General features: G+C 29.8%; 20 protein-coding genes and 3 pseudogenes. 18 read left to right on the top strand and 5 right to left on the bottom strand.

Features of this window, described 5'->3' with window-relative positions:
* Window position 1 precedes the first annotated feature (1 nt).
* Genes nuoD through FBF02_RS07605 form a run of 12 tightly spaced genes read left to right on the top strand, consistent with a single transcriptional unit; the run spans window position 2 to window position 14,097 of the window.
* Entirely contained in the window at window positions 2-1,228 is a 1,227-nt protein-coding gene (nuoD, locus tag FBF02_RS07660) for an NADH dehydrogenase (quinone) subunit D (protein WP_002858018.1), read from the top strand.
* Window positions 1,225-1,452: an NADH-ubiquinone oxidoreductase subunit E family protein gene (locus tag FBF02_RS07655; protein ID WP_002824979.1), complete on the top strand. Its 228-nt coding sequence runs from the start codon at window positions 1,225-1,227 to the stop codon at window positions 1,450-1,452. The genes nuoD and FBF02_RS07655 overlap by 4 nt, the downstream gene beginning before the upstream one ends.
* The gene (locus tag FBF02_RS07650; protein WP_002851266.1) at window positions 1,449-2,141 is read left to right on the top strand and encodes a hypothetical protein; all 693 of its coding nucleotides are present in this window, start codon (window positions 1,449-1,451) and stop codon (window positions 2,139-2,141) included. Before FBF02_RS07655 ends, FBF02_RS07650 begins: the two co-directional genes overlap by 4 nt.
* Entirely contained in the window at window positions 2,138-4,600 is a 2,463-nt protein-coding gene (locus tag FBF02_RS07645) for an NADH-quinone oxidoreductase subunit G (protein ID WP_002851440.1), read from the top strand. The genes FBF02_RS07650 and FBF02_RS07645 overlap by 4 nt, the downstream gene beginning before the upstream one ends.
* On the top strand, window positions 4,593-5,591 hold the full coding sequence (gene nuoH / locus FBF02_RS07640; RefSeq protein WP_002851149.1) for an NADH-quinone oxidoreductase subunit NuoH: 999 nt from the start codon (window positions 4,593-4,595) through the stop codon (window positions 5,589-5,591). Before FBF02_RS07645 ends, nuoH begins: the two co-directional genes overlap by 8 nt.
* A 9-nt stretch (window positions 5,592-5,600) precedes the next feature.
* On the top strand, window positions 5,601-6,242 hold the full coding sequence (gene nuoI, locus FBF02_RS07635; protein WP_002858138.1) for an NADH-quinone oxidoreductase subunit NuoI: 642 nt from the start codon (window positions 5,601-5,603) through the stop codon (window positions 6,240-6,242).
* On the top strand, window positions 6,239-6,757 hold the full coding sequence (locus FBF02_RS07630) for an NADH-quinone oxidoreductase subunit J (protein ID WP_002858410.1): 519 nt from the start codon (window positions 6,239-6,241) through the stop codon (window positions 6,755-6,757). Before nuoI ends, FBF02_RS07630 begins: the two co-directional genes overlap by 4 nt.
* A complete protein-coding gene (gene nuoK, locus FBF02_RS07625; protein ID WP_002858466.1) occupies window positions 6,754-7,050 on the top strand; it encodes an NADH-quinone oxidoreductase subunit NuoK in 297 nt (98 codons plus the stop codon). The genes FBF02_RS07630 and nuoK overlap by 4 nt, the downstream gene beginning before the upstream one ends.
* Before the next feature lies 1 nt (window position 7,051).
* Window positions 7,052-8,842 (top strand): NADH-quinone oxidoreductase subunit L, encoded by a 1,791-nt coding sequence (gene nuoL, locus FBF02_RS07620; RefSeq protein WP_002858178.1) that lies wholly within the window; start codon window positions 7,052-7,054, stop codon window positions 8,840-8,842.
* A 1-nt stretch (window position 8,843) separates the two neighbouring features.
* Window positions 8,844-10,331 (top strand): NADH-quinone oxidoreductase subunit M, encoded by a 1,488-nt coding sequence (locus FBF02_RS07615; RefSeq protein ID WP_002858136.1) that lies wholly within the window; start codon window positions 8,844-8,846, stop codon window positions 10,329-10,331.
* On the top strand, window positions 10,321-11,709 hold the full coding sequence (locus FBF02_RS07610) for an NADH-quinone oxidoreductase subunit N (RefSeq protein WP_002851201.1): 1,389 nt from the start codon (window positions 10,321-10,323) through the stop codon (window positions 11,707-11,709). The genes FBF02_RS07615 and FBF02_RS07610 overlap by 11 nt, the downstream gene beginning before the upstream one ends.
* 21 nt (window positions 11,710-11,730) lie before the next feature.
* Window positions 11,731-14,097, top strand: a complete 2,367-nt coding sequence (locus FBF02_RS07605; protein WP_002851328.1) for a paralyzed flagella protein PflA — start codon at window positions 11,731-11,733, stop codon at window positions 14,095-14,097.
* Between the two features lie 42 nt (window positions 14,098-14,139).
* Here FBF02_RS07605 and FBF02_RS07600 read toward each other — a convergent pair.
* Window positions 14,140-16,130 (bottom strand): annotated as a pseudogene (locus tag FBF02_RS07600) (methyl-accepting chemotaxis protein).
* 79 nt (window positions 16,131-16,209) lie between these two features.
* Between FBF02_RS07600 and FBF02_RS07595 the strand changes: the two are divergent.
* Window positions 16,210-16,641, top strand: coding sequence for a MerR family transcriptional regulator (locus FBF02_RS07595; RefSeq protein WP_002858055.1), 432 nt, complete (start codon window positions 16,210-16,212; stop codon window positions 16,639-16,641).
* A gap of 7 nt (window positions 16,642-16,648) precedes the next feature.
* On the opposite strand, the gene FBF02_RS07590 is transcribed toward FBF02_RS07595, so the two are convergent.
* The 3 genes and pseudogenes from FBF02_RS07590 to FBF02_RS07580 all read right to left on the bottom strand — a co-directional run bounded on the left by FBF02_RS07590 (window position 16,649) and on the right by FBF02_RS07580 (window position 18,345).
* Entirely contained in the window at window positions 16,649-16,972 is a 324-nt protein-coding gene (locus FBF02_RS07590) for a metalloregulator ArsR/SmtB family transcription factor (protein WP_002858110.1), read from the bottom strand.
* Window positions 16,973-16,981: 9 nt separating this feature from the next.
* Window positions 16,982-17,928, bottom strand: a pseudogene (arsP, locus tag FBF02_RS07585) (organoarsenical efflux permease ArsP).
* A gap of 84 nt (window positions 17,929-18,012) precedes the next feature.
* Window positions 18,013-18,345: a helix-turn-helix domain-containing protein gene (locus FBF02_RS07580; protein WP_002851392.1), complete on the bottom strand. Its 333-nt coding sequence runs from the start codon at window positions 18,343-18,345 to the stop codon at window positions 18,013-18,015.
* Between the two features lie 192 nt (window positions 18,346-18,537).
* Here FBF02_RS07580 and FBF02_RS07575 point away from each other — a divergent pair, with 192 nt between their 5' ends.
* Window positions 18,538-19,173 (top strand): NAD(P)-dependent oxidoreductase, encoded by a 636-nt coding sequence (locus FBF02_RS07575; protein WP_002851545.1) that lies wholly within the window; start codon window positions 18,538-18,540, stop codon window positions 19,171-19,173.
* A gap of 11 nt (window positions 19,174-19,184) precedes the next feature.
* Here the strand turns inward: FBF02_RS07575 and FBF02_RS07570 are convergent.
* A pseudogene (locus FBF02_RS07570) lies at window positions 19,185-19,488 on the bottom strand (SAM-dependent DNA methyltransferase); the annotation flags it as partial.
* A 54-nt stretch (window positions 19,489-19,542) separates the two neighbouring features.
* Between FBF02_RS07570 and FBF02_RS07565 the strand changes: the two are divergent.
* The 4 genes from FBF02_RS07565 (at window position 19,543) to FBF02_RS07550 (ending at window position 25,646) form a co-directional block, all read left to right on the top strand.
* On the top strand, window positions 19,543-21,045 hold the full coding sequence (locus FBF02_RS07565) for a class I SAM-dependent DNA methyltransferase (RefSeq protein WP_002851467.1): 1,503 nt from the start codon (window positions 19,543-19,545) through the stop codon (window positions 21,043-21,045).
* Window positions 21,042-22,508: a helix-turn-helix domain-containing protein gene (locus FBF02_RS07560; protein WP_010891943.1), complete on the top strand. Its 1,467-nt coding sequence runs from the start codon at window positions 21,042-21,044 to the stop codon at window positions 22,506-22,508. The genes FBF02_RS07565 and FBF02_RS07560 overlap by 4 nt, the downstream gene beginning before the upstream one ends.
* A gap of 218 nt (window positions 22,509-22,726) precedes the next feature.
* Window positions 22,727-23,869, top strand: a complete 1,143-nt coding sequence (locus tag FBF02_RS07555) for a restriction endonuclease subunit S (protein WP_002851154.1) — start codon at window positions 22,727-22,729, stop codon at window positions 23,867-23,869.
* Between the two features lie 10 nt (window positions 23,870-23,879).
* Window positions 23,880-25,646: an ATP-binding protein gene (locus FBF02_RS07550; protein ID WP_002851428.1), complete on the top strand. Its 1,767-nt coding sequence runs from the start codon at window positions 23,880-23,882 to the stop codon at window positions 25,644-25,646.
* Window position 25,647 lies beyond the last annotated feature (1 nt).

Genomic DNA, 25,647 nt, shown 5'->3' with positions numbered 1-25,647 from the left:
AATGCAAATTCCTAGCAAGTTAAAACCTTATTATGAAAATATAGCTTTTGAGCAAGAAGACTCAAAAATGATTATCAACTTAGGCCCTCAACATCCTTCAGCGCATGGAAATTTGCGTCTTATTTTAGAACTCGATGGAGAGCAAGTTGTAAAAGCGCGTCCTTGTATAGGTTATATGCATCGTGGTATGGAAAAAATGGCTGAAAATATGATTTATCAAGAATTTATTCCTACTACTGATAGAATGGACTATATCGCTGCTTCAGCGAATAATTATGCTTATTGTGCAGCGGTTGAAAAGCTTTGTGGTTTAGAGATTCCACGCCGTGCCGCAGTGATACGCATGATACTTTTAGAATTAAACCGTATCACATCGCATTTGCTTTGGCTTGCTACTCATGCGCTTGATATTGGTGCGATGAGTGTATTTTTATACTGTTTTAGAGAACGAGAGTATGTTTTGGATTTGATAGAAAAGTATTGCGGTGCAAGGCTTACGCATTCTTCTATGAGAATAGGCGGGGTTATGCTTGATTTACCTGAGAATTATTTAGAAGAAATGCTTGCATTTTGCGATAAATTTCTAAATGATTTAAAAGATTATGAAGATCTTTTAGATGATAATAGAATTTGGCGTTTAAGAACTGAAAATGTAGGTGTGGTTACTAAAGAACAAGCCTTAAATTGGGGTTGTACGGGTGTGATGTTAAGAGGAAGTGGCATAAAATACGATATACGCAAAGAAGAGCCTTATTTGCTTTATAATGAAGTTGAATTTGGTGTGCCTTATGCTACGCAAGGGGATTCTTATGCAAGATATAAAGTTTATATGCAAGAATTTCGTGAAAGTTTGAAAATCCTTAGACAATGTGCCATGCTTTATAAAGATACTTCGCCTGAAATTTTAGCTACGCATCCTGAGTATGTAAGTGCTTCAAAGGAACAAATTTTAACGCAGAATTATTCTTTAATGCAGCATTTTGTTTTAATCACTCAAGGTTTAAAACCCCCTAAAGGCGAAGTTTATGTGCCTACTGAAAGTCCAAAAGGTGAGCTTGGCTTTTTTATCCATAGTGATGGTACAGGAAGACCTTATCGTTTAAAGGCTAGAACGCCTAGTTATTGGCATTGTGCGTTTTTTGAAGAAATGCTTGTAGGTACTTATTTAGCTGATGTTGTAGCCATTATGGGTAATGTAAATATAGTTTTAGGTGAGATAGATCGATGAGAAGGGTAGATTTAAGAAAAAGCAAAGAGCTTTTTGAAGATTTAGCACAAATCATAAAAGAAGCAAAACAAGGTGAGGTTTTAGTGGTGCTTTTTGAAATCGGCGATTTTTCTCCTGTTGAAAAAAGTTTTTCTTTTGTAAAAGAACAAGGCTGTGAGCTTTTAAATTCTTTGAAATTTAATCAAGTCGATTGGACTATTGTTATAAAAAAGGAGAGGGTATGATTTATGATAATGCTCTTTGTTTTTTAGATATGCCAAGCCTTAAAAACAAAAATTTATGTGAAAAAATAGGTGTAAATAGCATTAATATTTCTTGTTTGGAAGATAAAAACTTAAAAGCTAAATTTTACAAATGCGAAATTGCAAGTTTGAGTTTTGTTTTGGCCTTGCTTTGTAAATTAAGCGATGAAGGACAATTTTGCGATTTAGATGAGGGATATTTAAGTGCTGAATCTTGTTTTGGAGAGGAAGAAGCAGGCGAAGTGCTTGCTTTTTTAAAAGAGGTTAAGTATTTAATTATAGATAAAAATATCCATTCTTATAAAGATAGTGAAAATATCAAATATTTTTTGAATTTCTTAAGTGTAAAATATGGATTAAAGATTTTAGATAGCGATGAAGAAGAATGCGATTTTAAAAAGGCAAAATTAAACACCCTAAAAGAACTCGATAATTATGACGGGTTAGTGCTTTTTAGAGCAAATTTGCAAGATAAAAATTTACATTGTTCAAAGCAATTTTTACAAATTGCAAAATGCAAAGATCAAAGTGAAGTTGAAATTTTAGCTAAAGATTTTAGTTTTAAAACTAAGCTTTGTTTAGATGAAAATTTACAAGGCACCATAGCTTTTTTAAATTATGAAAATAATGGTTTTGATTTTACTCCAATTCGCATAAAGGAAGCAAAATGACAGTTAAGATTAATGGTATAGATTGCGCCTTTGAAGAAGGCGAATATATCTTAAATATAGCAAGAAGAAATGATATTTTTATCCCAGCGATTTGCTATCTTTCGGGCTGTAGTCCTACTTTGGCTTGTCGTATGTGTATGGTTGAAGCTGATGGTAAAAAGGTATATTCTTGCAATACTAAAGCAAAAGAGGGTATGGTTGTAGAAAGTGATTTACAAAATCTTTGGGATGAAAGAAATGAGATCATGCAAGCTTATTGTATCAATCATCCTTTAGAATGTGGAGTTTGCGATAAATCAGGCGAGTGTGAATTGCAAAATTTTACTCATAAAAGTCGTGTAAATGTTCAAAAACATTGGATTAAAGACACGCATAAACCACATAAACATTGGGGAATGATTAATTACGATCCCGCACTTTGCATAGTGTGTGAGCGTTGTATTACAGTTTGTAAGGATAAAATCGGCGAAAGTGCTTTAAAGACTGTTCCTCGTGGCGGAGATAGTGTGGATAATAGCTTTAAAGAGAGCATGGGAAAAGATGCTTATGCGATTTGGACTAAATTTCAAAAAAGTTTGATAGGCCCTGCAAATGGTGATACGCTTGATTGTTCATTTTGTGGAGAATGTACAAGCGTGTGTCCAACAGGAGCTTTGATAGGTTCGAAATTTCAATACACTTCAAATATTTGGGAACTTAAAAGAATCCCTGCTTCAAATCCGCATTCAAGCGATTGTGAGTTGATGTATTATGATATTAAGCAAAGCGGCATTAGCAATCAAAAAGAAAAAATTTATCGTGTGAGTAATGATTTTGCCTTTGCGAGTTTAAATAAGGCTGCAAGGTTTGCTTTTGATACGCAAAATGAGGCGGATAAAGATGAAAAAGCCTTTAAAGAACTTGTGGAGCTTTTTGAGAAAAATGAAATTAAAAACATTAAATTTAATAGTTTTATTACCAATGAAGAAGCTTTGATTTTACAAAATTTAAAAAAGAAATTTAATCTTTCTTTGATCAATGAAGAAGCTTTGAAATTTAAAGAATTTTTACAAGAATTTATCGCTAATTCTGGTGAGTTTTATAGCGCTAATACTCAAGATATAACAAAAAGTGATTTTTTGGTTGTAGCTGGAATGCTTTTAAGATATGATGCTCCAACGCTTAGCTATAAAATCAATAATGCTTTAGTGATGAATAAAGGCTCAGGGCTTTATTTTCATCCTATGGAAGATATGGGTATAGCAAAATATTCTAAAAATTTTATCCCGCACATTCATAAAAATGGCGATGAAGAGCAAATTTTATATTTTTTACTTCAAAAATTTAGCCAAGATGAAGGTATTAAAACTCATTTAGCAGAGTTTTTTGTTAGTGAAAATAAAGAAATAGAAGAAAGTATCAACGAAGAAGTTGTAGAACAAGTCATAGAAAAAGATGAAGAAGGCAATGAAATTCAAAAAGAAGTAAAAAAAGTCGTACCTAAAAAAGTAAAAAAAATCATAGAAGTACAACGCTCTGTTTTTGCTAAAAATTTAGGCATAGATGAAGATAAATTAGAAGATTTATTGCTTAAAAAAGCAAATTTTACTCTTGTTGTAGGGAGTGATTTTTATTTTCATAAAAATGCGAAAAAACTTGCTAAATTACTTGCTTTGATCCAAAATACTACTCCTTTTAAAGTCTTTTTAAATCCTACGCATACTAATACCTTAGGTGTGGCTATGATTTGTGATTTGGATAACAATACACAAGAAGGCAAGACTTTAGGCTACAATGAAAAAGGTGATTTTAGTTTTTCTTATGAAGAGCATGCAAATTTAGCTAGTGCGAGTTTAAATCAGCAAGAAGGAACTTTTTTAAATTATGATAAAAGAGTGGTACCAACTAATGCTGCTTTAGAATTTAAGGGATATTTTTTAAATGATTTGGCTAATGCTTTAGGTTTTGATGAGGAATATACTATAAATTATACTAAGAGACTCCCTATAAATAAAGGTTTTTCTCCGATTGATTTTGATCATTTAGACAATTTTTATACCAATGCAGGCGATTGTAAAAGGGGATATGAGCTTAATTTAGAATGTTTCAAACAAGTTGCTAAAAAAGAATTCATCTCTCCAAATTTTGAAAATTTAAGCCTAAAAGAAGATGAAATTTTGCTTTATAGTGCTAATCCTAGCTATCAATTTGGTAGATTTTCAAATCGTGCTAGTGCGATTAATGAGGTGATTTTTTTAGGTGTAAGTGAAAATTTAGCTAAAGAGAAAAATTTAAAAGATAAAGATCTTGTAAAACTTAAAATAAAAGATAAAGAATTAAGCCTTAGTGTGCGTGTGGATAAGGATATAAAAAATGGAGCTTTCTTGCCGTATTTTGATGAAAAACTTGATACGCTAAGCTTTTTTGATGAAAGATTTGTTGTGGCGAATTTAGAAAAATTAGGAGCAAACCATGAGTGATTTTGCTTTTTTTGCTTTAGAGACTTTGATTAAATGTATTATTATCATTGCAATATTTGCGAGTTTAGCAGGTCTTGCAACTTATGCTGAAAGAAAGGTTTTAGCTTATTTTCAAAGACGCATAGGGCCTGATATGGTAGGGCCTTTTGGGCTTATTCAACTTGTAGCTGATATGATAAAACTTTTTACTAAAGAAGATATAATCCCTTCAAATTCGCAAAAATTTATTTTTGCTATAGCACCTTTGATTTCTGCTATTTGTGCTTTTGTTTCTTTAGCAGCTATTCCTATGCTACCTGAATTTACTTTATTTGGAAGGGTGATTCAGCCTATAGTGGCAGATATCAATGTAGCTTTGCTTTTTGTCATCGGCACTTCAGGACTTTGCTTTTATGCGGTGTTTTTGGGTGGACTTGCAAGTAATAATAAATGGTCGATTTTAGGGGCTGCAAGAGGGCTTGTATCGATTATTTCCTATGAAAGCGTAGGAGCTTTAGCTTTGATTGCTATTATAATGCTTGTAGGTTCTTTTTCTTTGGTGGATATTAACAATTATCAAAGCGATGGATTTTTTTCTTGGCTTATTTTTAAACAACCTTTGGCTTTTGTGCTTTTTATAATTGCTTTATTTATAGAGACTAATAGAACTCCGCTTTGTTTGACGGAAAATGATGCTGAAATTGTAGCGGGTTATGGAACGGAGTATTCGGGTTTAAGATGGGGTATGTTTTTCATAGGTGAATATACTTCTATGATAGCTGGAGCTATTTTGGTCACTCTTTTGTTTTTAGGGGGTTTTAATAGCTTTTGGATTATTCCTGGTTGGATTATGATGATAGTAAAATCAAGTTTTATTTTCTTTTGGTATTTTTGGGCAAGAGCTGCTTTTCCGCAATTGCGTCCAGATCAAGTGATGAAAATGTGCTATTTGATCTTAATTCCTTTAGCTGTTTTAAACCTTTTAATCACTGCTTTGACAGTTCTTTTATAGGAGTTTGATATGAAAAATTATTATTTAGTAGATGAGAAAAGAAAAACTCCTGTTAGCACTTGGGAGAAAATTTCACAAGCTTTGCGTAGAAGCGTTAAACTAGAGCTTTTTGTAGGGCTTTTTGTGATGATGAGAGAATTACTTAAGAGAAATAATAGTGCTACGATTAAATATCCTTTTGAAAAGGTAAAGCTTGACAATCGTTACCGTGCTGTTCATCGTTTGATGCGTTTTATAGAAAGCGAAAATGAAAGATGTATAGGTTGTGGGCTTTGCGAAAAAATTTGCATTAGCAATTGTATCAGAATGGAAACTTCTTTAGATGAAAATGGGCGTAAAAAAGTAGAAAATTATAGTATTAATTTAGGGCGTTGTATTTATTGTGGTTTTTGTGCTGAGGTTTGTCCTGAACTTGCTATAGTGCATGGCACAGAGTATGAAAATGCAGCCGAGCAAAGGTCTTATTTTGGCTATAAGCAAGATTTTTTAACTCCTATTGATAAGCTTAAAAATCAAGTTGAATTTGAAGGAGCAGGAAGTCTTAGAAAGGATGCAAATTTGTGGGTTAAAAAAACGCCAAATTATTACGATGCGATGCTTGAAAGTGCCTTAGAAAATCAAAACACACAAGAGCAAGGAGAAAACAAATGATAGAAAATTTAGCCTTTGTATTTTTTAGTGTAGTGGTTTTAGGCTTTTTTGGCATTGCGGTTTTAAGTAAAAATATGCTTTATTCTCTTTCGGCTTTAGCGGGTGGAATGGTGTTTTTATCGGGATTTTATTTTTTACTTGATGCAGAGTTTTTAGGTGTGATACAAATTATTGTTTATAGTGGAGCTGTGCTTGGACTTTATAGTTTTGCGATGATGTTTTTTGATGCTTCTAAAGAATTTAAAGAACAACTTAAAGCTAAAAAAAGTTTTTTTACTTTGGTGGTTTTAAGTGCGATTTTACTTTTGGCCATGCTTATAGGTTTTAAATACCAAAATATCAGCACGGATTTGCCTTTAAACGATCCTGCTTTGTTTGATTTTAATAAACAACTGGCTTTAGCGATTTTTTCAAAATATCTTTTGGCTTTTGAGTTTATAGCTATTTTACTTTTGATTGCTTTAGTGTGTGCTATAGTGCTTACTCATAAAGAGCTAACAAAGGAAAAACAATGATAGAAAAGTATTTTTTTATAGCTATTTTAATGTTTGTCATAGGGCTTGTAGGTATTTTAAAAAGACAAAATCTCATCATGCTTTTTATTTCGAGTGAAATTTTATTAAATAGTGCTAATTTAGCCTTAGTAGCGGCTTCTAAAATGCACAATGATTTAAATGGACAGGTTTTTGCACTTTTTATCATGGGTGTAGCGGCTTGTGAAGTAGCTGTTGGTGTAGCTTTGTGCGTGCTTTGGTATAGAAGAAAAGGCACTTTGGAATTAAAAAGCTTAAAAGAAGTGGAGGCTTAGTATGCAAAATTTAGCTTTGATTTCTCTTTTTAGTCCTTTTATAGCTTTTTTGTTTGCAAGTTGTTTTGCTTTGAGTGAGAAAAAACAATTTGTAGGGATAATTTGTTCACTTCTAGTTGCTTTGAGTGCTTTTTGTTCTTTGTATTTGCTTTTTTGCAATGAAGCTTTTAATGTGAGTTTGTTTGAATGGTTTGCTGGAGTAAATTTTGGCTTTGATATAGACGCTATTTCGCTTACTATGATGAGTGTTGTAGGTATTGTAGCTACTTGTGTGCATTTTTATAGTATTTTTTATATGGCTCATGATGAGGGTTTTAATAAATTTTTTGCTTATTTGGGGCTTTTTGTCTTTTCTATGCTTTTTTTAGTTATGAGTGATAATTTCTTAGGACTTTTTGTAGGTTGGGAAGGCGTTGGGCTTTGCTCTTGGTTGCTCATAGGTTTTTGGTATAAAAACGCTACTTATTCTTTTGCGGCTAATGAAGCTTTTATTATGAATCGTATTGCGGATTTGGGTATGCTTTTAGGAATTTTTTGGCTTTATTTGCAAGCAGGAACTTTAAAATATGATGAAGTTTTTTCCATGGCACAAAGCCTAGATCACAATGCTTTGATCTTAATCGCAACTTGTTTATTTATAGGGGCTATGGGAAAATCTGCACAATTTCCTTTTCACACTTGGCTTGCTGATGCTATGGCAGGGCCAACTCCTGTTTCTGCATTAATCCATGCAGCAACCATGGTAACAGCGGGGGTTTATTTGGTAATTCGTGCGAGTACGCTTTATGATTTAGTTCCTGAAGTTTCTTATATTATTGCCTTACTTGGAGCTTTTGTAGCGATTTTTGCAGCCTCTATGGCTTTGGTGGTTAGGGATTTAAAACGCATTATTGCTTACTCTACCTTATCGCAACTTGGATATATGTTTGTGGCTGCAGGACTTGGGGCTTATGGTATAGCTTTATTTCACTTAGCTACGCATGCTTTTTTTAAATCTTTACTTTTCTTAGGCGCTGGAAATGTAATGCATGCTATGAATGATAAATTAGACATTAAAAAAATGGGTGGACTTTTTAAACCTTTAAAAATTACAGCTATTTTAATGTGTATAGGATCTTTAGCTTTAGCAGGAATTTATCCTTTTGCAGGATTTTTCTCTAAAGATTTGATTTTGGGATATTCTTTCATTTCTTTTCACCATGGTATTTTTTTAGTGCTCTTAATCGCAGCTTTTTTAACAGCATTTTATAGCTTTAGACTTTTAATGTTGGTATTTTTTACCCCTGCAAGACATGATGAACATCCACATGAAGCAAGTAAAATCGCACTTTTGGCTATGAGTCCTTTGATGGTTTTAGCTATTATTGCAGGATTTTTCGAACATAGTTTTTTTGAATATTTAAGCACAAAATTAGTTTTTATTGATGCGCAAAATCAAATTGTAATGATTTGTGCGAGTGTAGCAGCTATTTTGGGTGCAATTTTGGCTATTTTTGCTTATAAAAATTCTTGGTTTAAGGAAAGTATTGAAGAAAATAAAATTCATAAACTTTTAAGTAATGATTATTTTATTCCTCAATTCTATCATCAATTTATCGTTTCAAAATATGAAAGCTTATGTGCGATTTTAAAGCATTGTGATCTTTATATTTTTGATAGAATAGTTGAAAAAATTGCTTTGTATTCTCAAAATATTTCACAAAAAATGATTATGCCAAACAGCTTAAACTTAATGCTTAGGTTTTTGGTGGCAGCTTTTGTGATTTTGTTGATTTTAGTATGGATGGTGTAAAATGCTAAATTATTTGATATTTTTTCCTTTAATTTCTGCTTTTGTGGTTTTGCTATTAAATCGCGGAGGCGTTAAGGTTTTTAGCGTTGTTGTAAGTTTTATGATTTTGGCTTTAAATTTGGATATTTTTGCGGATTTTTTACAAGGGGTAAGCTTTGATTATAATCTCTCTTTTAAAATTTTGAAATTTTTTAGCTTTCATGTAGGAGTAGACAGTATTGCACTTGTATTGATACTTTTAAGTTCTTTGATGATATTTTTAAGCTTTTTATTTTTGAAACTAGAACAAAAAGCGCTTATATCTTGTATATTCTTTTTAGAATTTGCTATTATGGGACTTTTTAGCGCAAAAGATGGTTTGTTGTTTTATGTTTTTTGGGAATTTTCTCTTTTGCCTTTGCTTTATATTATGGGAGTTTATGGTAAAGATTTTAGAGCAGGGGTGAAATTTTTTATCTATGCTTTTGCGGGTTCAATTTTAATGCTTGTAGCATTGATTTATCAAGCTTATTTAAATTATCAGCTTTTAAATATCTTCACTTTTGACTTGGAAATTTGGAAAAATAATGCCTCAGCAGTAAATTTTACAGAGCAACTTTTACTTTTTGGAGCATTTTTTATCGCTTTTGCTATCAAAGCTCCTTTATTTCCACTTCATACTTGGGCACCTAAGGTTTATGCAAATTCGCCTATACTTGTTTCTGTAATGCTTGTAGTTTTTAAAATGGCTCCTTTTGGATTTTTACTTTTTTGTTTACCACTTTTTCCAGATGCGAGTGTGTATTTTATGCCTTTAATTGTAGCTTTATGTATAGTAAGTATCGTTTATAACGCTTTAATTGCTTATAGAGCAGAAAATATTAAAGAATTGATTGCTTATAGTTCTATTTCACATCTTGGTGTGATGATTTTGGGAATTTTTTCTTTAAATGCTTTGGGTATTAGTGGTGCGGTTTTTTATATGTTTGCACATGGTATTGTAACGGGAGCTTTATTTTTAATGGTTGAACTTTTATACCAAAGATATCATACTTATGATATTTCTTTTTACCATTCTTTAGCCAAAAAAGCACCTTTATTTTCAATTTTCTTTATGCTCATTTTACTTGCGAGTGTTTCTTTGCCTTTAACTGTTTCTTTTGTGGGAGAGTTTTTAATTCTTTTAGGTATAGCAAAGATTAATTTATTTTACGCTTTGTTGGCAGGTTTGGTGATTATTTTAGGAGCGATTTATATGTTCGCAGTATTTAGAAAAATATTTTTCATGCAAAAACAAAGCTTTATAGAGGGTTTTTCTTTACTTTTTAGAGAAATAGTAGCGCTTGTGTGCATTGTAGTAATGATTTTTGGACTAGGGCTTATGCCAAATATACTTTTAAAGCCGATACAAAAAGATGTGGATAATCTTATAAAAACAATGAATATTAGAGCTGTTGAGCAAAATACTTTAGATTTTTTATCTAAAATAGGAGAGGCAAATGTTAAATAATTTTTTAAATTTAGAACTTTTAAATATAAGCTTATCTTATCCATTTTTATTTTTAATTACAACTGCAATAGTTCTTTTGCTTTGCTCTGGTTTTTGGAAATTTCATCGATCGTTTTATATCGGCATAAGTTCTTTGTCTTTGATTGTAAGTGCTTTTTTGATTTTAAATAATGCAAATGCTCAAGGTTTAGAAGCAAAAGCTTTTTTGGCTACTTTAAATAATGATATTGTTTCATTTTATGCTTCTTTGGTGATTTTGTGTTTTTCATTTTTATATCTTTTAATGCAAAAAGAAGAAAATCAGGGTGAATTTTATGCTTTATTTTTATTTATGATTGCATCTTTGCTTTTGATGGTTTCAAGCTCAAATTTAGTACTTATTTTTATAGGACTTGAAAGTTCTTCTTTAGCACTTTATACTTTAATAGCAATGCGTGGAAGTGATAATGCTATTTCAAGTGCGATAAAATACTTTAGTGTAGCGGCTGTAGGAGCTGGGTTTTTTGTTATGGCTGTAGCTTTTATTTATTTAAAAACAGGAACTTTAGATTTATCTGCTAATTTAGCGTTAAAAAATGAGTTTCAAAAAGATCCCATGCTTTTGGGTGCTGGAGTGATGATTTTTGTTCTTTGTGCAATCAAGCTTTCTTTGGCACCTTTTCATTTTTGGCTTAAAGATGTGTATTATGCAGCACATACAAATTTGGTTGCTTTTATTTCAGTTGTGCCAAAAGTTGCCATGTTGGTTGTGGTTATTCGTTTGTTTGATTTTTTAAATAATACAGGTTTTGAATATATCATAATAGTTCTAGCGATTTTTTCTATGCTTATAGGTGCTTTTGCGGCTCTAAGTCAAAACAATATCAAAAAAATGTTTGCTTATAGTTCTGTAGTGCATTCTTCTTTGGTTTTGGTAGCTTGCATTCCTTTATTAAAAGAACAAAATTTTGATGGAATTTTGCTTGCTATTTTTGGATATTGGACTTTATTTGCTTTTGCAAATTATGCTGTATTTATGATTTTAAGCAATTATGAGAATAATTCTTATGAGAGTTTAAATGGGCTTTTGGTTAAAAAACCTTTAATTGCTTTTTGTTTAAGCATTAGTGTGCTTTCTTTAGCAGGTATCCCGCCTTTTGGAGTGTTTTGGGGTAAATTTATGATTTTAAATACAGCAATTTTAAATGGATATTGGTATTTGGCGCTTTTTGTGGCTTTATCTTCTGTTATTATGCTTTATGCGTATTTAAAGATTTTAATTCATGCTTTATTTATGAAAAATGATAGGGTTCATAATATTAAGTTTAGTTTTATACAAAATTTTATTTTAGCTTTTTGTGTTTGTGTAAGCACTTTTGTTATATTGTTAATGTTATAAGAGTTTTGCTATAATTATTTTATGAGAATATTATTTTTAATTTTATTAAGTTTTTTAAATGCTTTTGCTTTTGAGCTTGTTTTAAACACGGGTCGCGAAAATAATCAAGCTTTTGCAGTTTTACATGCGAGTAATGATTTAGAATTTACATGTCAAAAATTTATTACCGAAGCAAAAGTTCATTTTGAATGTGATATTGTAGGTATGGTTGATAATAAATTAAAAGATCAGAGTTTTTCTGCTTTTGATTTAAAATTTATACAAGAAGCTCAAAAAATTAAAATGATCATTTTGCCAAAAATACAAGCAAGAATGTTTGACACTTCTCAAAATATTTATATAGATAAAGAACTCAGTTCATCAAGTTCGCATAAAAGTAAGGCTTTTACTTTTATTTTTACACCAGAACTAGCACCTATTAAAGACTATGATGGACTCGATTTTAATATCAATTTTCCACATGAGAGTTTGCCTTATGTTGGAGCTTTGGATTTAAATTCTGATCCTGTTGTTATTCCTCAAAGTGCAGATATCAATACTTATTTACGCATCAAAAAAGAATACGATAAGGCTAATTACAATCAAGTGGTGATTGATGCACAAAATGCTATCAATAGATATCGTGGCAGTATTTTTACTAGTGAATTTATACTTTATAAATTAAGAGCTCAAAATAAACTTTACACTCAAGATCCAAGTATGCGTGATCAACAAATTTTAGAAAAGATGATTGATGATGCTAAAAATTGGACGCGTACTTTTACAAGTGATAAAAATTTTTCAGAAGTTTTACATATAATGTTAAGAACTTATATCGCTTTAGCTCAGCGTGCTGATGTAGAGTATACAATGTCGATTTTAGATAATGAACAACCTAATAATTATTTTACTCAGTTATCAAAACTTGATTATGCAGACTATATTTATAATTTAAATGAAAAAGAAAAAGCTGTAAATATTTATGAAAATACTTATTTTAATACAAAAAATTTAGATTTAGCTGCAAGAGCAGCTATGAGTTTGGCAAAGAATTTGCTTTCAAATGAGCAAGTAAATAAAGCTATAGAATATATTAATACCATTTTAAAAGCCAATCCTGAATATTTTGGAAAAGATATTCCAAGATCTTTAGAACTTGCTAAATTATTTAATCAAAAAGGACAATTTGATATAAGTGCAAGTATTTATGAAGATGCCTTTGCTAAAATGTCCAAACTTGATCCAAGTTATGAAGAAACTTTAAAAGATTTAGCCTTGGTTTTATCACATGCTAACAGATCTAGTGATGCTAAAAAATACCTTGATTTGTATATGGATGATTATTTAGATGGTAAGTATTTAGATGAAATTAAAAAAGCAAGTGATGAGGTATTCTTTGCTTTAGGTGATAATAATGCAAGCTTTTTGCATCAGCGTTATACAGATTTAATGAAGCAATATGCAAATAAAGATGAGAATATTGCAAATAAAGCTTTAGATGAAGATGTTGCACTTTATTATAAAGAGGGAAATTTTAGTGCCATTTTAGCTTATAAAGATCTTATAGAAAGTAAAAAAATTCCAAATGCTACTCAATTTTTAGAGAAAGCAGCCATTAATGATTTAAAAAATGCCATAAAAGCTGATAATTGTATCAATGCTGCAAATATTTTTATGCGTTTTAGTGCTTATGATATAGGTCAGAAAATTGAGAATAAAAAACAAATGTTAGCTTGTCTTATCAGAACTTCTAATGTTGAACAAGCACTTGATTATATAGATAAAAATTATAATGAAGATTCTATATTTTATGGTCTTCAAAAAGCATCTATTCTTTTTGACAATAAACAATATCCTCAGGTGATTAAAATTTCTAAAGATATAGCTAATTCTAGAATTTTAAAAAGTGATGATGAGAATTTTAAGGCTTATTATTTGCAATTTTTATCTTTATTGCGTTTAAATGACTATAATCAAGCCATTAAAATTTTGCAAATTTTAGAAAGTTTTCCAATGAATTTTAGTATGGTGGAAGCTTATGATGCTTTACTTTCTTACGCTAATGATCATAATATGCAAACAACGATTTTAACTTACGCACCTAAGGCCATTGACTATCAAAATTTTAAAGGTATAAATCTTTTTAGTCCTAATTTAGAATTTATATATCTTGATGCTTTGACTAAAATCAATAAAAATGAAGAAAGTTTAGCTGTTTTAACAGATTTACTTAAATTAAAACTTTCAGATGAAGATAGAGCAAGAGCTTTATATATCCAAGCCTTAACTTATGAAAGAATGCAAAATATACAAGCTGAAAAAGAAAGTTTAAAACAATGTCTTGAAATCAAAAGTGCTTCAAATTGGCAGAATTTATGTAAGAGTAAAAATCAAATTTTAAATCAATAAGTAAATTTAGAGATAACTAGCTTTTTGGCTAGTTATCTAAGGTTAAAACCTCTTCTTCTTAATATCTTCTAAGATATTATTAGCTATATCACTTACTGTACTAGAAATAATAGCTGATTCATTAGCAATTTCAACATTATCTTTAGTAGTTTGATCAATTTGAGCTACGCTATCATTGATTTGAGTGATACCTGCAGTTTGTTCTTTAATACTTTCTGCCATATCATTGATAGATTGAACAAGTAAATTAGTATTAGCTTCAATTTCAGATAAAGACTTTTGAGTTCTTTCAGCTAACTTTCTAACTTCATCAGCTACCACTGCAAAGCCTCTACCATGTTCTCCAGCACGAGCTGCTTCAATAGCTGCATTTAAAGCTAAAAGATTGATTTGATCTGCAATATCACCTATAATACCTGTAACATTTTTAATCTCTTCGGATTGAGTGATAACATCACTAGTTTTAACTGAAACATTTTGCATAGAAGAAGTGATCTCTTCTAAAGCTGCTGCAGTTTCTTCTAAAGATTGAGCTTGAGAATTTGAAGAAGTGGTTAAGCTCTTTGAACAGCAGTTTGTAATTTTCCACTTTCATTAGCTAAAGCATTAGCAAAGTCTGAACTTTGTTTTAGCATTTTAACTATTTCATCACCTAAAGCATTAGTAGTTAATTCTACACTACCGCTAGCATTTTCTAATTTATTTCTAAAGTCTAAGCTTTTGTATTCTTCAAAAATTTTATGAATAGCATTCATATCAGAACCTACTCTAGCTTGTAAAACATCAAGAAGTTTATTTAGAACATTTTTAAGTTCAATAAGCTGTGGGTTTCTTGGATTAGCAGTAATTCTTGCTGTTAAATTACCACCTTCTACAACTGATACGGTTTGAACTGATTCTTTAACGGCTTGATTGTCTTGTTCTAAGCCTCTTTTAGTAGCAAGAATGTTTTCATTGATAGCATTTGAGATTTGTCCAAATTCATCATTGCTTTTTACTTCTATAGTAGAAACATTTTTTGTTTTATGGTTGATAAAATCAAAGAATGAAGTTAAACCTGTTTGGATAGCTGCAAGTGGGGAGAGGTATTTTGATACGATGAAATAAAGGAGGATGACGCTAAATACTACTACAATAATGACAACAATGGCTTGAATAAATGCAGCTTTATAAATAGGTTTATTTATAATATCAGCGCTTTCGGTAATACAAGCTGTATAAGCAAAGACTTTAGTACAAGCTCCAAGTCTTTCTTCATTATTTAACTTATAAGAGAAGAAGTTGTTATCACCATTGAGTTTATATGCATTTAGAACAGGAGAATGATCAATGGATGGATTTAATAATTCTTTATTGGTTGCTGCAAATATTTTATTTTTTTGATCAAATAAAAAAGTATTTCCAGGGGTTTTTGCAACTAAATTTTGCAAATCTTCTGATGGTATATCGACACCCAGTACCCCTATGATTTTACCATCTTTATAAATAGCTTTAGAATACGTTATTACATATTGTTTTAAAACTGTATCTAAATATGCTGGTGTAACAAAAATATCATTTGTTTTTAAAGCTTCTTGATACCAATCTTTTGTCTTTATATCTAAATCATCACGTAATTCAGGCATTTTTGCATCATTAGATTTTTGACTAAGTAAAACTTTTCCATTGTTTAAACCTAAATAAACATTTAGTGCATTTATACTATGATGATAATATTTCAATATTGGACCAACATTGTTAATAATATTTTCTTCAGTGATTAAAGATTGATAAGGTAAGTTCGCGATATCTTTTTCTAAAGCTCTAGTAAAAGATTGATTTGTGGAACGGAAATCTTCAACGGTAGATTGTGTGACTTTAAGTAGGTCAGTTTGATTTTTAAGAGTGCTTTCATATAGTGAGGTTTTTGTAAAATAAAAACTTACAATACCTAGAACAATTAAGGCAAAAATTGCAATTAAATTTGCAATGAGGGAAAGTTTGATTTTAATACTATTCATTATTTTCCTTTTAATCTTTGTTATTTTTAGCATAAAACTAATAATTTGGCTATTATTTTATCACAAAAAAATAAAATAAATTTTTATTTTTATCTTAAATAAAGGAGAAAATATGGCTTATACTATAAAAAAAGTAGAAAAAGAAACAAAAATTAGTGCTCATACTTTAAGATTTTGGGCTAAAAAAGGTTTGTTTCCTTTTGTTCAAAAAGATGAAAATAGTGTGAAATATTTTTCAAAAAGCGATATAGAATGGGTAAAATGGATAGAATGGCTTAGAATTTCAGGTATGCCAATAGAACAAATCAAACATTATATAAAACTTTGCTCTTTGGGTATAAAAACTGCTAAAGAAAGACAAGAGATGTTAAAGCAAACAAAGAAAAAATTACAAAACCAGATTAAAACATTAAAAGAAAGTGAAAAAGTTTTAAGCAAAAAGATAAAAATTTATGAAGAAATGCTTGCAAATGAAGTCGATGGGTTTAATCCAGAAAGCAAGGACTATCAACCTTGTGATAAATTGCATAAGTTTAAGGGTTGATTTTATATTAAGGGCAAATTTGGGTAATAATATTTTCATTTTTTTTAATAACATTTTTAAGCTCTAAATTTTTGATATTTTCAAAAAGATCTAAATGCAGCTTTAAAAGCTCATTATTAATCCCATAATACGCCCAAGTTCCTTGACGCCTTACATACAAAAAACCTGCATCTTTTAAAATTTTTAAATGTCTTGAAAGTCTTGATTGACCCATGTTTAAGAGCTCTTGTAGATCACAAACACAAAGTTCTTTGTATCTTAAAAGATGATACAAAATCAAAATCCTACTTTCATCATTGATTGCTGAAATAATGGTTAAAAATTTTTGCATTTTATTTCCTTAAATTAAATTAATAAAAATTCCAAAAGATATAGCCACGCCTAAAATAATCATAACAAATAAAAATAAAAATTTTATTTTAAACATTTGTTTGAGTAAAACAAGCTCAGGTAAAGAACATCCAGCACCAGCGATTAAAAAACTCATAATCACTCCTTGAGAAATTCCCATTTGTAAAAGTGCTAAGCCTATAGGAATAATAGTTTCTACTCTTAAATAAAGGAAAATTCCTAAAAAAGCCGCTAATGCAATGCTTAAAATTTCATTGCCATTTAGGTATTTTTGTAAAATTTCTTGAGGAATAAAACCATGAATAAAAGCACCGATAAAAACTGCCACAACGATATAAGGTAATAATTTTTTATAATTTTTCAAACTTTCTTTGAATAATTCTTTATAGTTTATCGTTATATTTTTAGACTTATCTTGAGTATTTGCACAGCATGATTTTTGTTTAAAAATAAAATTGCTAGGATTGTGAGCGCTTTGGGTAAAAATACTTGATTTTGTATTTTTAGGAATATGTTTTAAAAAACTATCTTCCTTAAATTTAGAAAAAACAAAAGAAATAATAAATATCAAAAATATCAAAAAAACCACATAAATCAAACTTAACTTTAAACCAAAAGTTACAAAAAGCATGGAAAAAATAATAGGATTAATAAGAGGCGAAGTAAAAAGATAAGCTAAAGCTATGCTAAGTTTTACTTTCGCTTCTAAAAAAGCTCTTAAAAGCGGTATGGTAGAACAGGAACAAAATGGCGTTAAAGCACCTAAAAATATAGCTTTAAAATAACTTGAAATTTTGTCACCAGCAAGTTGTTTTTAAAAATTCCTTCGTATTTTTGATTGATAATAGAAACTAAAAAAGAAATAGCTATAAAAAGTACAGAAAGCTCAGTAAATAGATATAAAAACTCTTTGAAAGTATTTAAAAAAGACTGCATTTTTTATCCTTTTAAAAATATTTCCAAAAAATATAACATGTATAAATTAATAAATTAATATATATTGATATATTAATTTATTACTTAAACGATATTTTTATAGCTATTTCCCCAATTCTCAAGACTTTTTAAGATGGATTCTAAACTATTGCCTAAAGATGTAAGTGAGTACTCAACCTTTGGAGGAACTTCTGCATAAACTTTGCGTTTGATCAGTTTTGCTTCTTCTAATTCTCGTAAATTTTGTGTAAGGACATTTTGAGAGATGTTTTGATTTTTTGTAAATGAAATGCTTTTTCTTAACTCTCCAAATCTTTTAGTCCCTTGCAACAAATCTCGAATAATTAAAATTTTCCATTTATTTCCTATCAAATTAAGCGTGGTTTCAATAGGACAAAGAGAATGATATTTTTTCATTATAAATCCTTATTTTTTAAAATTATAACATATTTTTTAAAAAAATTTATCTCATTAAAATACTAAAATAACATAATACTCCTAAAATAGATACTATATTATAAAATAATATCTACTTGATTTTTAGTAGTAAATATATTTATAATTTCTAGATTGCATTTTTTATGTAAAAATACTTAAAAAGGAGATATTATGAAAATAGCAATTTTATGTGCAAGCGGTAAAGTAGGCAAAGAAATCAGCAAAGAAGCTTTAAAAAGAAATTTAGAGCCAGTATGTTTTGTACGCAATAGCTCTAAAATGAATGAATTTTTACCTCAAGCTAAAATAGTACAAAGAGATCTTTTTGAACTTGATTCTAAAGATCTGATAGATTTTGATATTATTATTGACGCTTTTGGAGAATGGGAAAATTTAAGCTTACATAAAAAGCATATAGAATGCTTGAGTGTAATTTTACAAGGAAGTAAGGCTAAATTATTTGTTGTAGGGGGTGCTGGAAGTTTGTATATGGATGAGAATCATACTACAAGACTTATGGATATGCCTGATTTTCCTAAAGAGTATTTGGATATAGCTAAAGCAAGTGCGGAAGTATTGGAATTTTTACGCAATGAAAAAGGTTTTAAATGGGTATATGTGAGCCCATCTGCTATTTTTTCACCAGATCTTCCAAAAAGCAATCATTATAAAATCATAGGCGAAAAATTTGAAGTGAATGCCAACAATGAAAGTAAAATCAGCTATAGTGATTATGCTAGTGCTATGATAGACATAGTGCTTAATTCTTGCTATGAAAACACACGCATTGGGGTAATAAGCCTATAAATAAAGATGCCTTATGCTTTTAAGGCATCTTTTATTTCTTTTAAATACTTATTTTGAAGTTTTAAATTTTCTTCTAAAGAATTTAAAATCTCTTCGCTAGTTCTTAGGATTTTTTCTTCTTTTACATTTGGATTTTTAGCACTTAAATCATAATTTCTTTCTTCAAGTTCTTTTTTGCTAAGCAGCCAAGAATTAGCAGTGATTTTTCTTTTCTTTGTAGCATTTTAGAAATTCCTTAAAATGTGCGTATTCTAAAGGCTTGTTTTTAGTAAGCTTGTAAGGTGGTATAAGCTCGTAGTAATACACCTTATCATCATTTGCTTTTAAAATACTATTTGTTATACTTAATAAAATTATTTAAGGATAAAAATGGCAAAGAAAAAAGAAATAAAACTAGAAGATGCGTTATGGAAAAGTGCTGATAAATTACGCAAAAATATCGACGCAGCAGAGTATAAACACATAGTTTTAGGACTTATATTTTTACGCTACATTAGCGATAGCTTTATGCAAAAATACGAAGAGTTATTAAAAGAACAAGATGATGGAGCCGACCCAGAAGATGCAGATGAATACCTAGCTGACAATATCTTCTTCGTTCCAGAAAAATCTCGCTACAACTACATAAGAGATAACGCCAAAAATCCCAAAATAGGCAAAATGCTAGATGAAGCAATGGACGAGATAGAAAAACACAACGATACTCTAAAAGGAGTTTTGCCAAAAGTCTATGCCAAAGATAACTTAGATAGTAAATGCCTAGGCGAACTTATAGATCTTATAGGAAATATCGCCTTTGACACTGGTAAAAGCACCGATGTTTTAGGTCATGTATTTGAGTATTTTTTAGGTGAATTTGCCCTAGCTGAAGGCAAACAAGGCGGACAATTCTACACTCCAAAATGCGTCGTAGAGCTCCTAGTAACTATGCTTGAGCCATATAAAGGCAGAGTGTTTGATCCTTGCTGTGGAAGTGGCGGTATGTTTGTTCAAAGCGAAGAGTTTGTAAAATCTCACCAAGGCAGACTAGATGACATCTCAATCTATGGTCAAGAGTCAAATCAGACTACCTACAAACTCGCCAAAATGAACCTAGCCATAAGAAAAATCGAAAGCTCACAAGTGATATGGAACAACGAAGGCTCATTTTTAAACGACGCTCATAAAGACTTAAAAGCCGATTTTATTATAGCCAATCCACCATTTAACGACTCGGACTGGAGCGGCGAACTGTTAGAAAACGATGGCAGATGGAAATACGGCGTCCCACCAGCAAGCAACGCCAACTACGCTTGGATACAGCACTTTTTATATCATCTATCACCAAACGGCGGTGTAGCGGGATTTGTCCTAGCTAAAGGCGCACTTACAAGCAACACCACAAATGAAGCAGCCATTAGAAAAGCACTTATTGAAGATGATTTGATAGATTGTATAGTAAATCTACCCGCAAAGCTGTTTTTAAATACAGGTATTCCTGCATCACTTTGGTTTATAAGACGCCAAAAGCTACCAAAGACAGTCAAAAAAACGCTTTTTATAGATGCAAGAGATTTAGGAACTAGGATAAATAGACGCAACAAAACCCTAAACAAAGACGATATAAACCAAATCGCAAATATTTATAAAGCATGGAAAAACGGCACTGATTATGAAGACATAAAAGGCTTTTGTAAAAGTGTTAGCATAGATGAGATAAGAGAGCTTTCTTATGTGCTTACCCCAGGGCGTTATGTGGGGCTTGCTGATAGTGATGATGAGTTTGATTTTGATACTAGATTTAACGAGCTTTTAGCAAAGTTAAAATCCCAAATCAAAACTGAGCAAGAGCTAAGTGAAATTATCTTAAAAAACTTAGAGAAGATTAAATGATAAGGACGGTTATGGATTTTAAATTTGTACTAAGATTGTTAGAAGCAAACCAATTTGAGAATGAAGTGGTTGAATATAAGAAAAATAATAAAGATTTTATTGTATTAGGAAAAAATATTTCTGCTTTGTCAAATACAGCTGCTTTACTGGGTATAGATAAAGCATATATAATTTTTGGCATTGAAGATGGTACGCTTAATATTGTCGGTACAAATTTTAAACCAAAACAAGAAAAAAAGGGAAATGAAGAGCTTGAAAGTTGGTTGCATAAAGTTTTAAAACCTAATATAGAATTTAAAATTCATGAAATAACGGAAAAAGAAATCAGGTTGGTGGTATTTGAAATTGAGGCAACTAAGATTTCACCAATAAAATTTGAAGAAAAAGCTTATATAAGGATAGGCAGTAATAGAAAAGAATTGGATAAATATCCAGAAAAAGAGAAAAAATTATGGCAAGTTCTTTCAGGCTTTTCTTTTGAAAATGAAATAGCTAAATCAAATTTAAATATTCAAGATATATATGATTTATTGGATTACAGTAAGTGTTTTGATATGTTAGATATATCTTACGATAATTATTCTTCAGATGAATATATTATTGAAAAATTAATTGAGCATGGTTTAGTTAAAAATTTGAATGATTCTTTTGCTATTACTAATTTAGGTGCTATCTTGTTTGCAAAAGATTTAACAAAATTTAAAGGCTTAAATAGAAAAAGAATTAGATTTATAAGGTATCAAGGTAAAAACAAAATTCATACATTAGAAGAATTAGAAGGTAGAAAAGGATATGCTATTGGTTTTCAAGGATTGATTTCATATATAATGCAGTATGTTCCTAAAAATGAAGTGATAGAGAATGCGATAAGAAAAGATACTACTTTATATCCAGAAATCGCAATAAGGGAACTTGTAGCTAATGCGATAATTCATCAAGATTTTACAATAAATGGTAGAAATCCAATGATTGAAATGTATAGCGATAGAATAGAAATAACAAACAATGGAAAATCTCTTATAGATATTAAACGATTAATAGACATGCCATCAAAGTCACGGAATGATAAGTTGGCTAATTTAATGAGAATAATGGGTATATGTGAAGAAAGGGGTTCTGGTGTGGATAAGGTTATAGATAGCGTTGAAGCTTATCAATTGCCAGCACCAGATTTTATAAATAATGAAGATTATTTTCAGGCAATTTTATTTTCTCATATGCCCTTAGAAGATATGACCAAACAAGATAGAATAAGAGCTACATATCAACATTGTTGTTTAAAATGGGCTTCAAGAGAAGCCATGACAAATGCTAGCTTAAGAGCTAGATTTAAAATAGGTGATAAGCAACATTCAAAAGCTTCAAAAATAATTAGCGATACTTTAGAGGCAGGTTTGATTAAGCAGCAAGATCCAGAAAATAAATCTACAAAACATGTTAAATATGTTCCATTTTTTGTTTAGGTTTTATGTCATGCTTTCGTCAAAATTATTTAAAAATAGCTTAAATTATATATCACATAGCTTTAAAATACGAGCTTTTAGCGTTTTTTCTTCTGTCATGCTTTCGTCATTATCTTTTAAACCAAGCTTAAACAAAGGAAATTCCGAATTTAAATTCTCGAATTTATTTCGTGTATTTTTTGGATTTTTTACGCAAATAAATTCCAAGGGATTAAGATATGAATAATTGGAAAAAATGTAAGCTTGGGGATATTGCAGAGATAACAATGGGGCAATCTCCAAAATCAGAATTTTATAATTTTGATAATATAGGTATGCCATTTTTACAAGGCAATAGGACTTTTGGTAGGAAATATCCTTATTTTGATACATATTGCACTGAATATAAAAAAATAGCTAAAAAGGGTGAGATTTTATTTAGTGTGAGAGCTCCTGTCGGAGATATTAATTTCGCAAACAATGATATTTGTATCGGTAGGGGCTTATGCTCCATGAATGCAAAAAATGGTGAAAATGAATTTTTATATTACTTATTACACAACTTAAGAAGTGTTATTATAAATAATGAGTCTGGTAGTGTTTTTGGCTCGGTAAATAAAAATGATTTACAAACAATAGAAATTTTATTACCGCTATTAGAAGAGCAAAGGCAAATTGCTACTATCTTAAGTAGTATTGATGACAAGATAGAACTACTACACGAGCAAAACAAAACCCTAGAAGAACTCGCCCAAACTCTTTTTTTAAATTGGTTTAAAGATAGAGAATTTAATAGCACTATTAGTGATTTTATATCTATGCAAAATGGTTTTGCTTTTAAGAGTAAAGATTTTATAGATTATGGTAACAATGGAGTAATAAAGATAAAAAATATTTCAAATGGAATTGTAGATATTGTAAATACTGATAAGATAAGCCAAAATACTATAAATGAAGTTAATAACAAATTTAATATAAATTCTGGAGATATTTTATTTGCAATGACTGGTGCTGAGATAGGTAAAATGGGTATCGTTCCAAGTACAAATAAAAAATTATGGTTAAATCAGCGAGTAGGAATGGTAAAAGAAAGGTTTTTAGGAGCTAGGTTTTTAGCATATATACATTTAACTTCTGAATTTGGTTATGACTATGTTATCAATTCAGCTACTGGCAGTGCTCAAGAAAATATAAGTGCGACAGATATTGAAAATTGTCCATTTGTTAAGCTTACGAGTGAAGAGATTGTGAGTTATTCTAAACAATTAAATGATTTTTTTGAAAAAATTATATTTAATCTAGGAGAAATTCAAACCCTAGAAAATATGCGTGATATACTTATCCCAAAACTCCTAAATGGAGAAATAAAAATAACTAACTAAAGGAGAATGTGTGAATAAATATAAGTTTGTAAAATTTCAGGTTAAAAACTTTCGTTCTTTATTGGATATTACTTTAAATATAGACAATAATAATATAAATACAATTTGCGGTGAAAATAATATTGGAAAGACTAATTTTTTGAGAGCCTTAAATTTATTTTTTAATCATAATAATGGTGTGGAGTATAATCAAAATGAAGATAGACCATATCATATTCAAAAGGGATCAACTGGTGGTAGAAAAACAGAATTAATAGGCTATTTTACAAAAAATAATGTCACACATATTTTAAAAGTTGAATTTCATAAAGATAAGATTGTGTATATATTAAATGGAAAGATGGTTGAATGGAAAGTTGCTAGAGATATTGTAGAAAGTTTTAAACTTTTATTTATAGAAGCAAGTAATGTGAATATGCCTAGCGTAATTTCTGCTATTTTAGAAAACGATGCTTTGTTAGCCTTAGATAATAAACGAAAAAAGCAAAGTGAGCCTTTAAGAACATTGAAATTATTCATAGAACAATCAAAGAAAGCTATAGAAGATATAGAAAAGGATATTAATATATATTTAAAACAAATGTTAGATTTTGATAACACCTTAAAAGACAAGGAAATAAAAATTAGATTTGCCGAATTTGAAAAATTAAGAGATGTTGTAAAAACTATGACATCTGTTACTTTAGACGATGGAAATGACCACTTAATGGATCATAAAGGGAGTGGTGCTCAAAGAATAGTACTTTTATCTTTAATGCAATATATTACAGATAAAATTACAACAGATATAATATGGGCAATTGATGAACCAGAAGCATTTTTGCAGCCAAAATTACAAAAAAAGATTATGGAAATATTTAAAAATATTGTAAGAGAGAAAAAGCAGCCTATAATTATGACAACACATTCTCAATACTTTGTAGATTTTAATAATTTAGTCAATACTCATTTGTTTAAATTGACAAAAGAAGAAAAGATTTATGCTAGAAAAAAAGGTAGAGTATTTCAAGAAATTAACACAAAACCGATTTATATAGGCACTGCGTTTGAAAAGTTATCTGTTATTAAAAAACATTTAGGTATAGAAACCAATGATAATTGGGATATTATGCCTTATAATATTTTAGTTGAAGGAGAAGAAGATAAGAAATATTTGCAAATGCTAATAGAAATTTTAAATTTATCTATGCCAAATATAATACATTCTGGTGGTGCAACTAAAATAGCAGGTTTTTTAGAATATTTTAATAATCAGTGCAGTTATACTTCTTTTAAACCATATTTTATATGTATTTTTGATAACGATGAAGAAGGTAGAAAACAATACAATAAAATATCAAAAGATAATTTATATCCAAACATAAAGCTAGATGCAAAAAAATTAAAAAGATATGGAGAATCGATACAAGAAAATAATAGAGATATTTGGGAGATTGAAGATTTCATGCCTATAAAAATAATAGTAGATGCAGTTAATATTATACTTAAGTATAAACAATACAATACGATAACAAACTCTCAGATAAGTGATAGAAAAAAACTAGCATTTAAAAATATGTCAATTTTGGATTATTTAGAAAAATGTATTGCTGATAGAAATGAAGAGAAAGAAAGATTTATATTAAACACTGAATCAAGAAAAAAAGAAATTTGCCAAAACGCATTTAGGGCTCGTGAAAAATATACAAAAAATGATTTAGAAGATTATCATGTTGATTTTATGAATGAACTTATTGATAGCTTTAACAAAGTAGATTTGATAAAAAAGGATAACTAAA

The sequence above is a fragment of the Campylobacter sp. CFSAN093226 genome, assembly GCF_012897595.1.
Taxonomy (GTDB): domain Bacteria; phylum Campylobacterota; class Campylobacteria; order Campylobacterales; family Campylobacteraceae; genus Campylobacter_D; species Campylobacter_D jejuni.
This window is presented reverse-complemented; position numbering and strand designations above follow the sequence as displayed.

What these genes read in the sequence shown, in the direction of transcription:
- FBF02_RS07630 (WP_002858410.1), top strand. Translation starts at nt 6,239, where the DNA reads ATGATAGAAAATTTAGCCTTTGTATTTTTTAGTGTAGTGGTTTTAGGC.
- nuoK (WP_002858466.1), top strand. Translation starts at nt 6,754, where the DNA reads ATGATAGAAAAGTATTTTTTTATAGCTATTTTAATGTTTGTCATAGGG.
- FBF02_RS07575 (WP_002851545.1), top strand. Translation starts at nt 18,538, where the DNA reads ATGAAAATAGCAATTTTATGTGCAAGCGGTAAAGTAGGCAAAGAAATC.
- FBF02_RS07590 (WP_002858110.1), bottom strand. Translation starts at nt 16,972, where the DNA reads ATGCAAAAATTTTTAACCATTATTTCAGCAATCAATGATGAAAGTAGG.
- FBF02_RS07615 (WP_002858136.1), top strand. Translation starts at nt 8,844, where the DNA reads ATGCTAAATTATTTGATATTTTTTCCTTTAATTTCTGCTTTTGTGGTT.
- FBF02_RS07655 (WP_002824979.1), top strand. Translation starts at nt 1,225, where the DNA reads ATGAGAAGGGTAGATTTAAGAAAAAGCAAAGAGCTTTTTGAAGATTTA.
- nuoD (WP_002858018.1), top strand. Translation starts at nt 2, where the DNA reads ATGCAAATTCCTAGCAAGTTAAAACCTTATTATGAAAATATAGCTTTT.
- FBF02_RS07595 (WP_002858055.1), top strand. Translation starts at nt 16,210, where the DNA reads ATGGCTTATACTATAAAAAAAGTAGAAAAAGAAACAAAAATTAGTGCT.
- FBF02_RS07560 (WP_010891943.1), top strand. Translation starts at nt 21,042, where the DNA reads ATGATAAGGACGGTTATGGATTTTAAATTTGTACTAAGATTGTTAGAA.
- FBF02_RS07555 (WP_002851154.1), top strand. Translation starts at nt 22,727, where the DNA reads ATGAATAATTGGAAAAAATGTAAGCTTGGGGATATTGCAGAGATAACA.
- FBF02_RS07580 (WP_002851392.1), bottom strand. Translation starts at nt 18,345, where the DNA reads ATGAAAAAATATCATTCTCTTTGTCCTATTGAAACCACGCTTAATTTG.
- nuoL (WP_002858178.1), top strand. Translation starts at nt 7,052, where the DNA reads ATGCAAAATTTAGCTTTGATTTCTCTTTTTAGTCCTTTTATAGCTTTT.
- FBF02_RS07565 (WP_002851467.1), top strand. Translation starts at nt 19,543, where the DNA reads ATGGCAAAGAAAAAAGAAATAAAACTAGAAGATGCGTTATGGAAAAGT.
- FBF02_RS07650 (WP_002851266.1), top strand. Translation starts at nt 1,449, where the DNA reads ATGATTTATGATAATGCTCTTTGTTTTTTAGATATGCCAAGCCTTAAA.
- FBF02_RS07645 (WP_002851440.1), top strand. Translation starts at nt 2,138, where the DNA reads ATGACAGTTAAGATTAATGGTATAGATTGCGCCTTTGAAGAAGGCGAA.
- nuoH (WP_002851149.1), top strand. Translation starts at nt 4,593, where the DNA reads ATGAGTGATTTTGCTTTTTTTGCTTTAGAGACTTTGATTAAATGTATT.
- FBF02_RS07610 (WP_002851201.1), top strand. Translation starts at nt 10,321, where the DNA reads ATGTTAAATAATTTTTTAAATTTAGAACTTTTAAATATAAGCTTATCT.
- nuoI (WP_002858138.1), top strand. Translation starts at nt 5,601, where the DNA reads ATGAAAAATTATTATTTAGTAGATGAGAAAAGAAAAACTCCTGTTAGC.
- FBF02_RS07605 (WP_002851328.1), top strand. Translation starts at nt 11,731, where the DNA reads ATGAGAATATTATTTTTAATTTTATTAAGTTTTTTAAATGCTTTTGCT.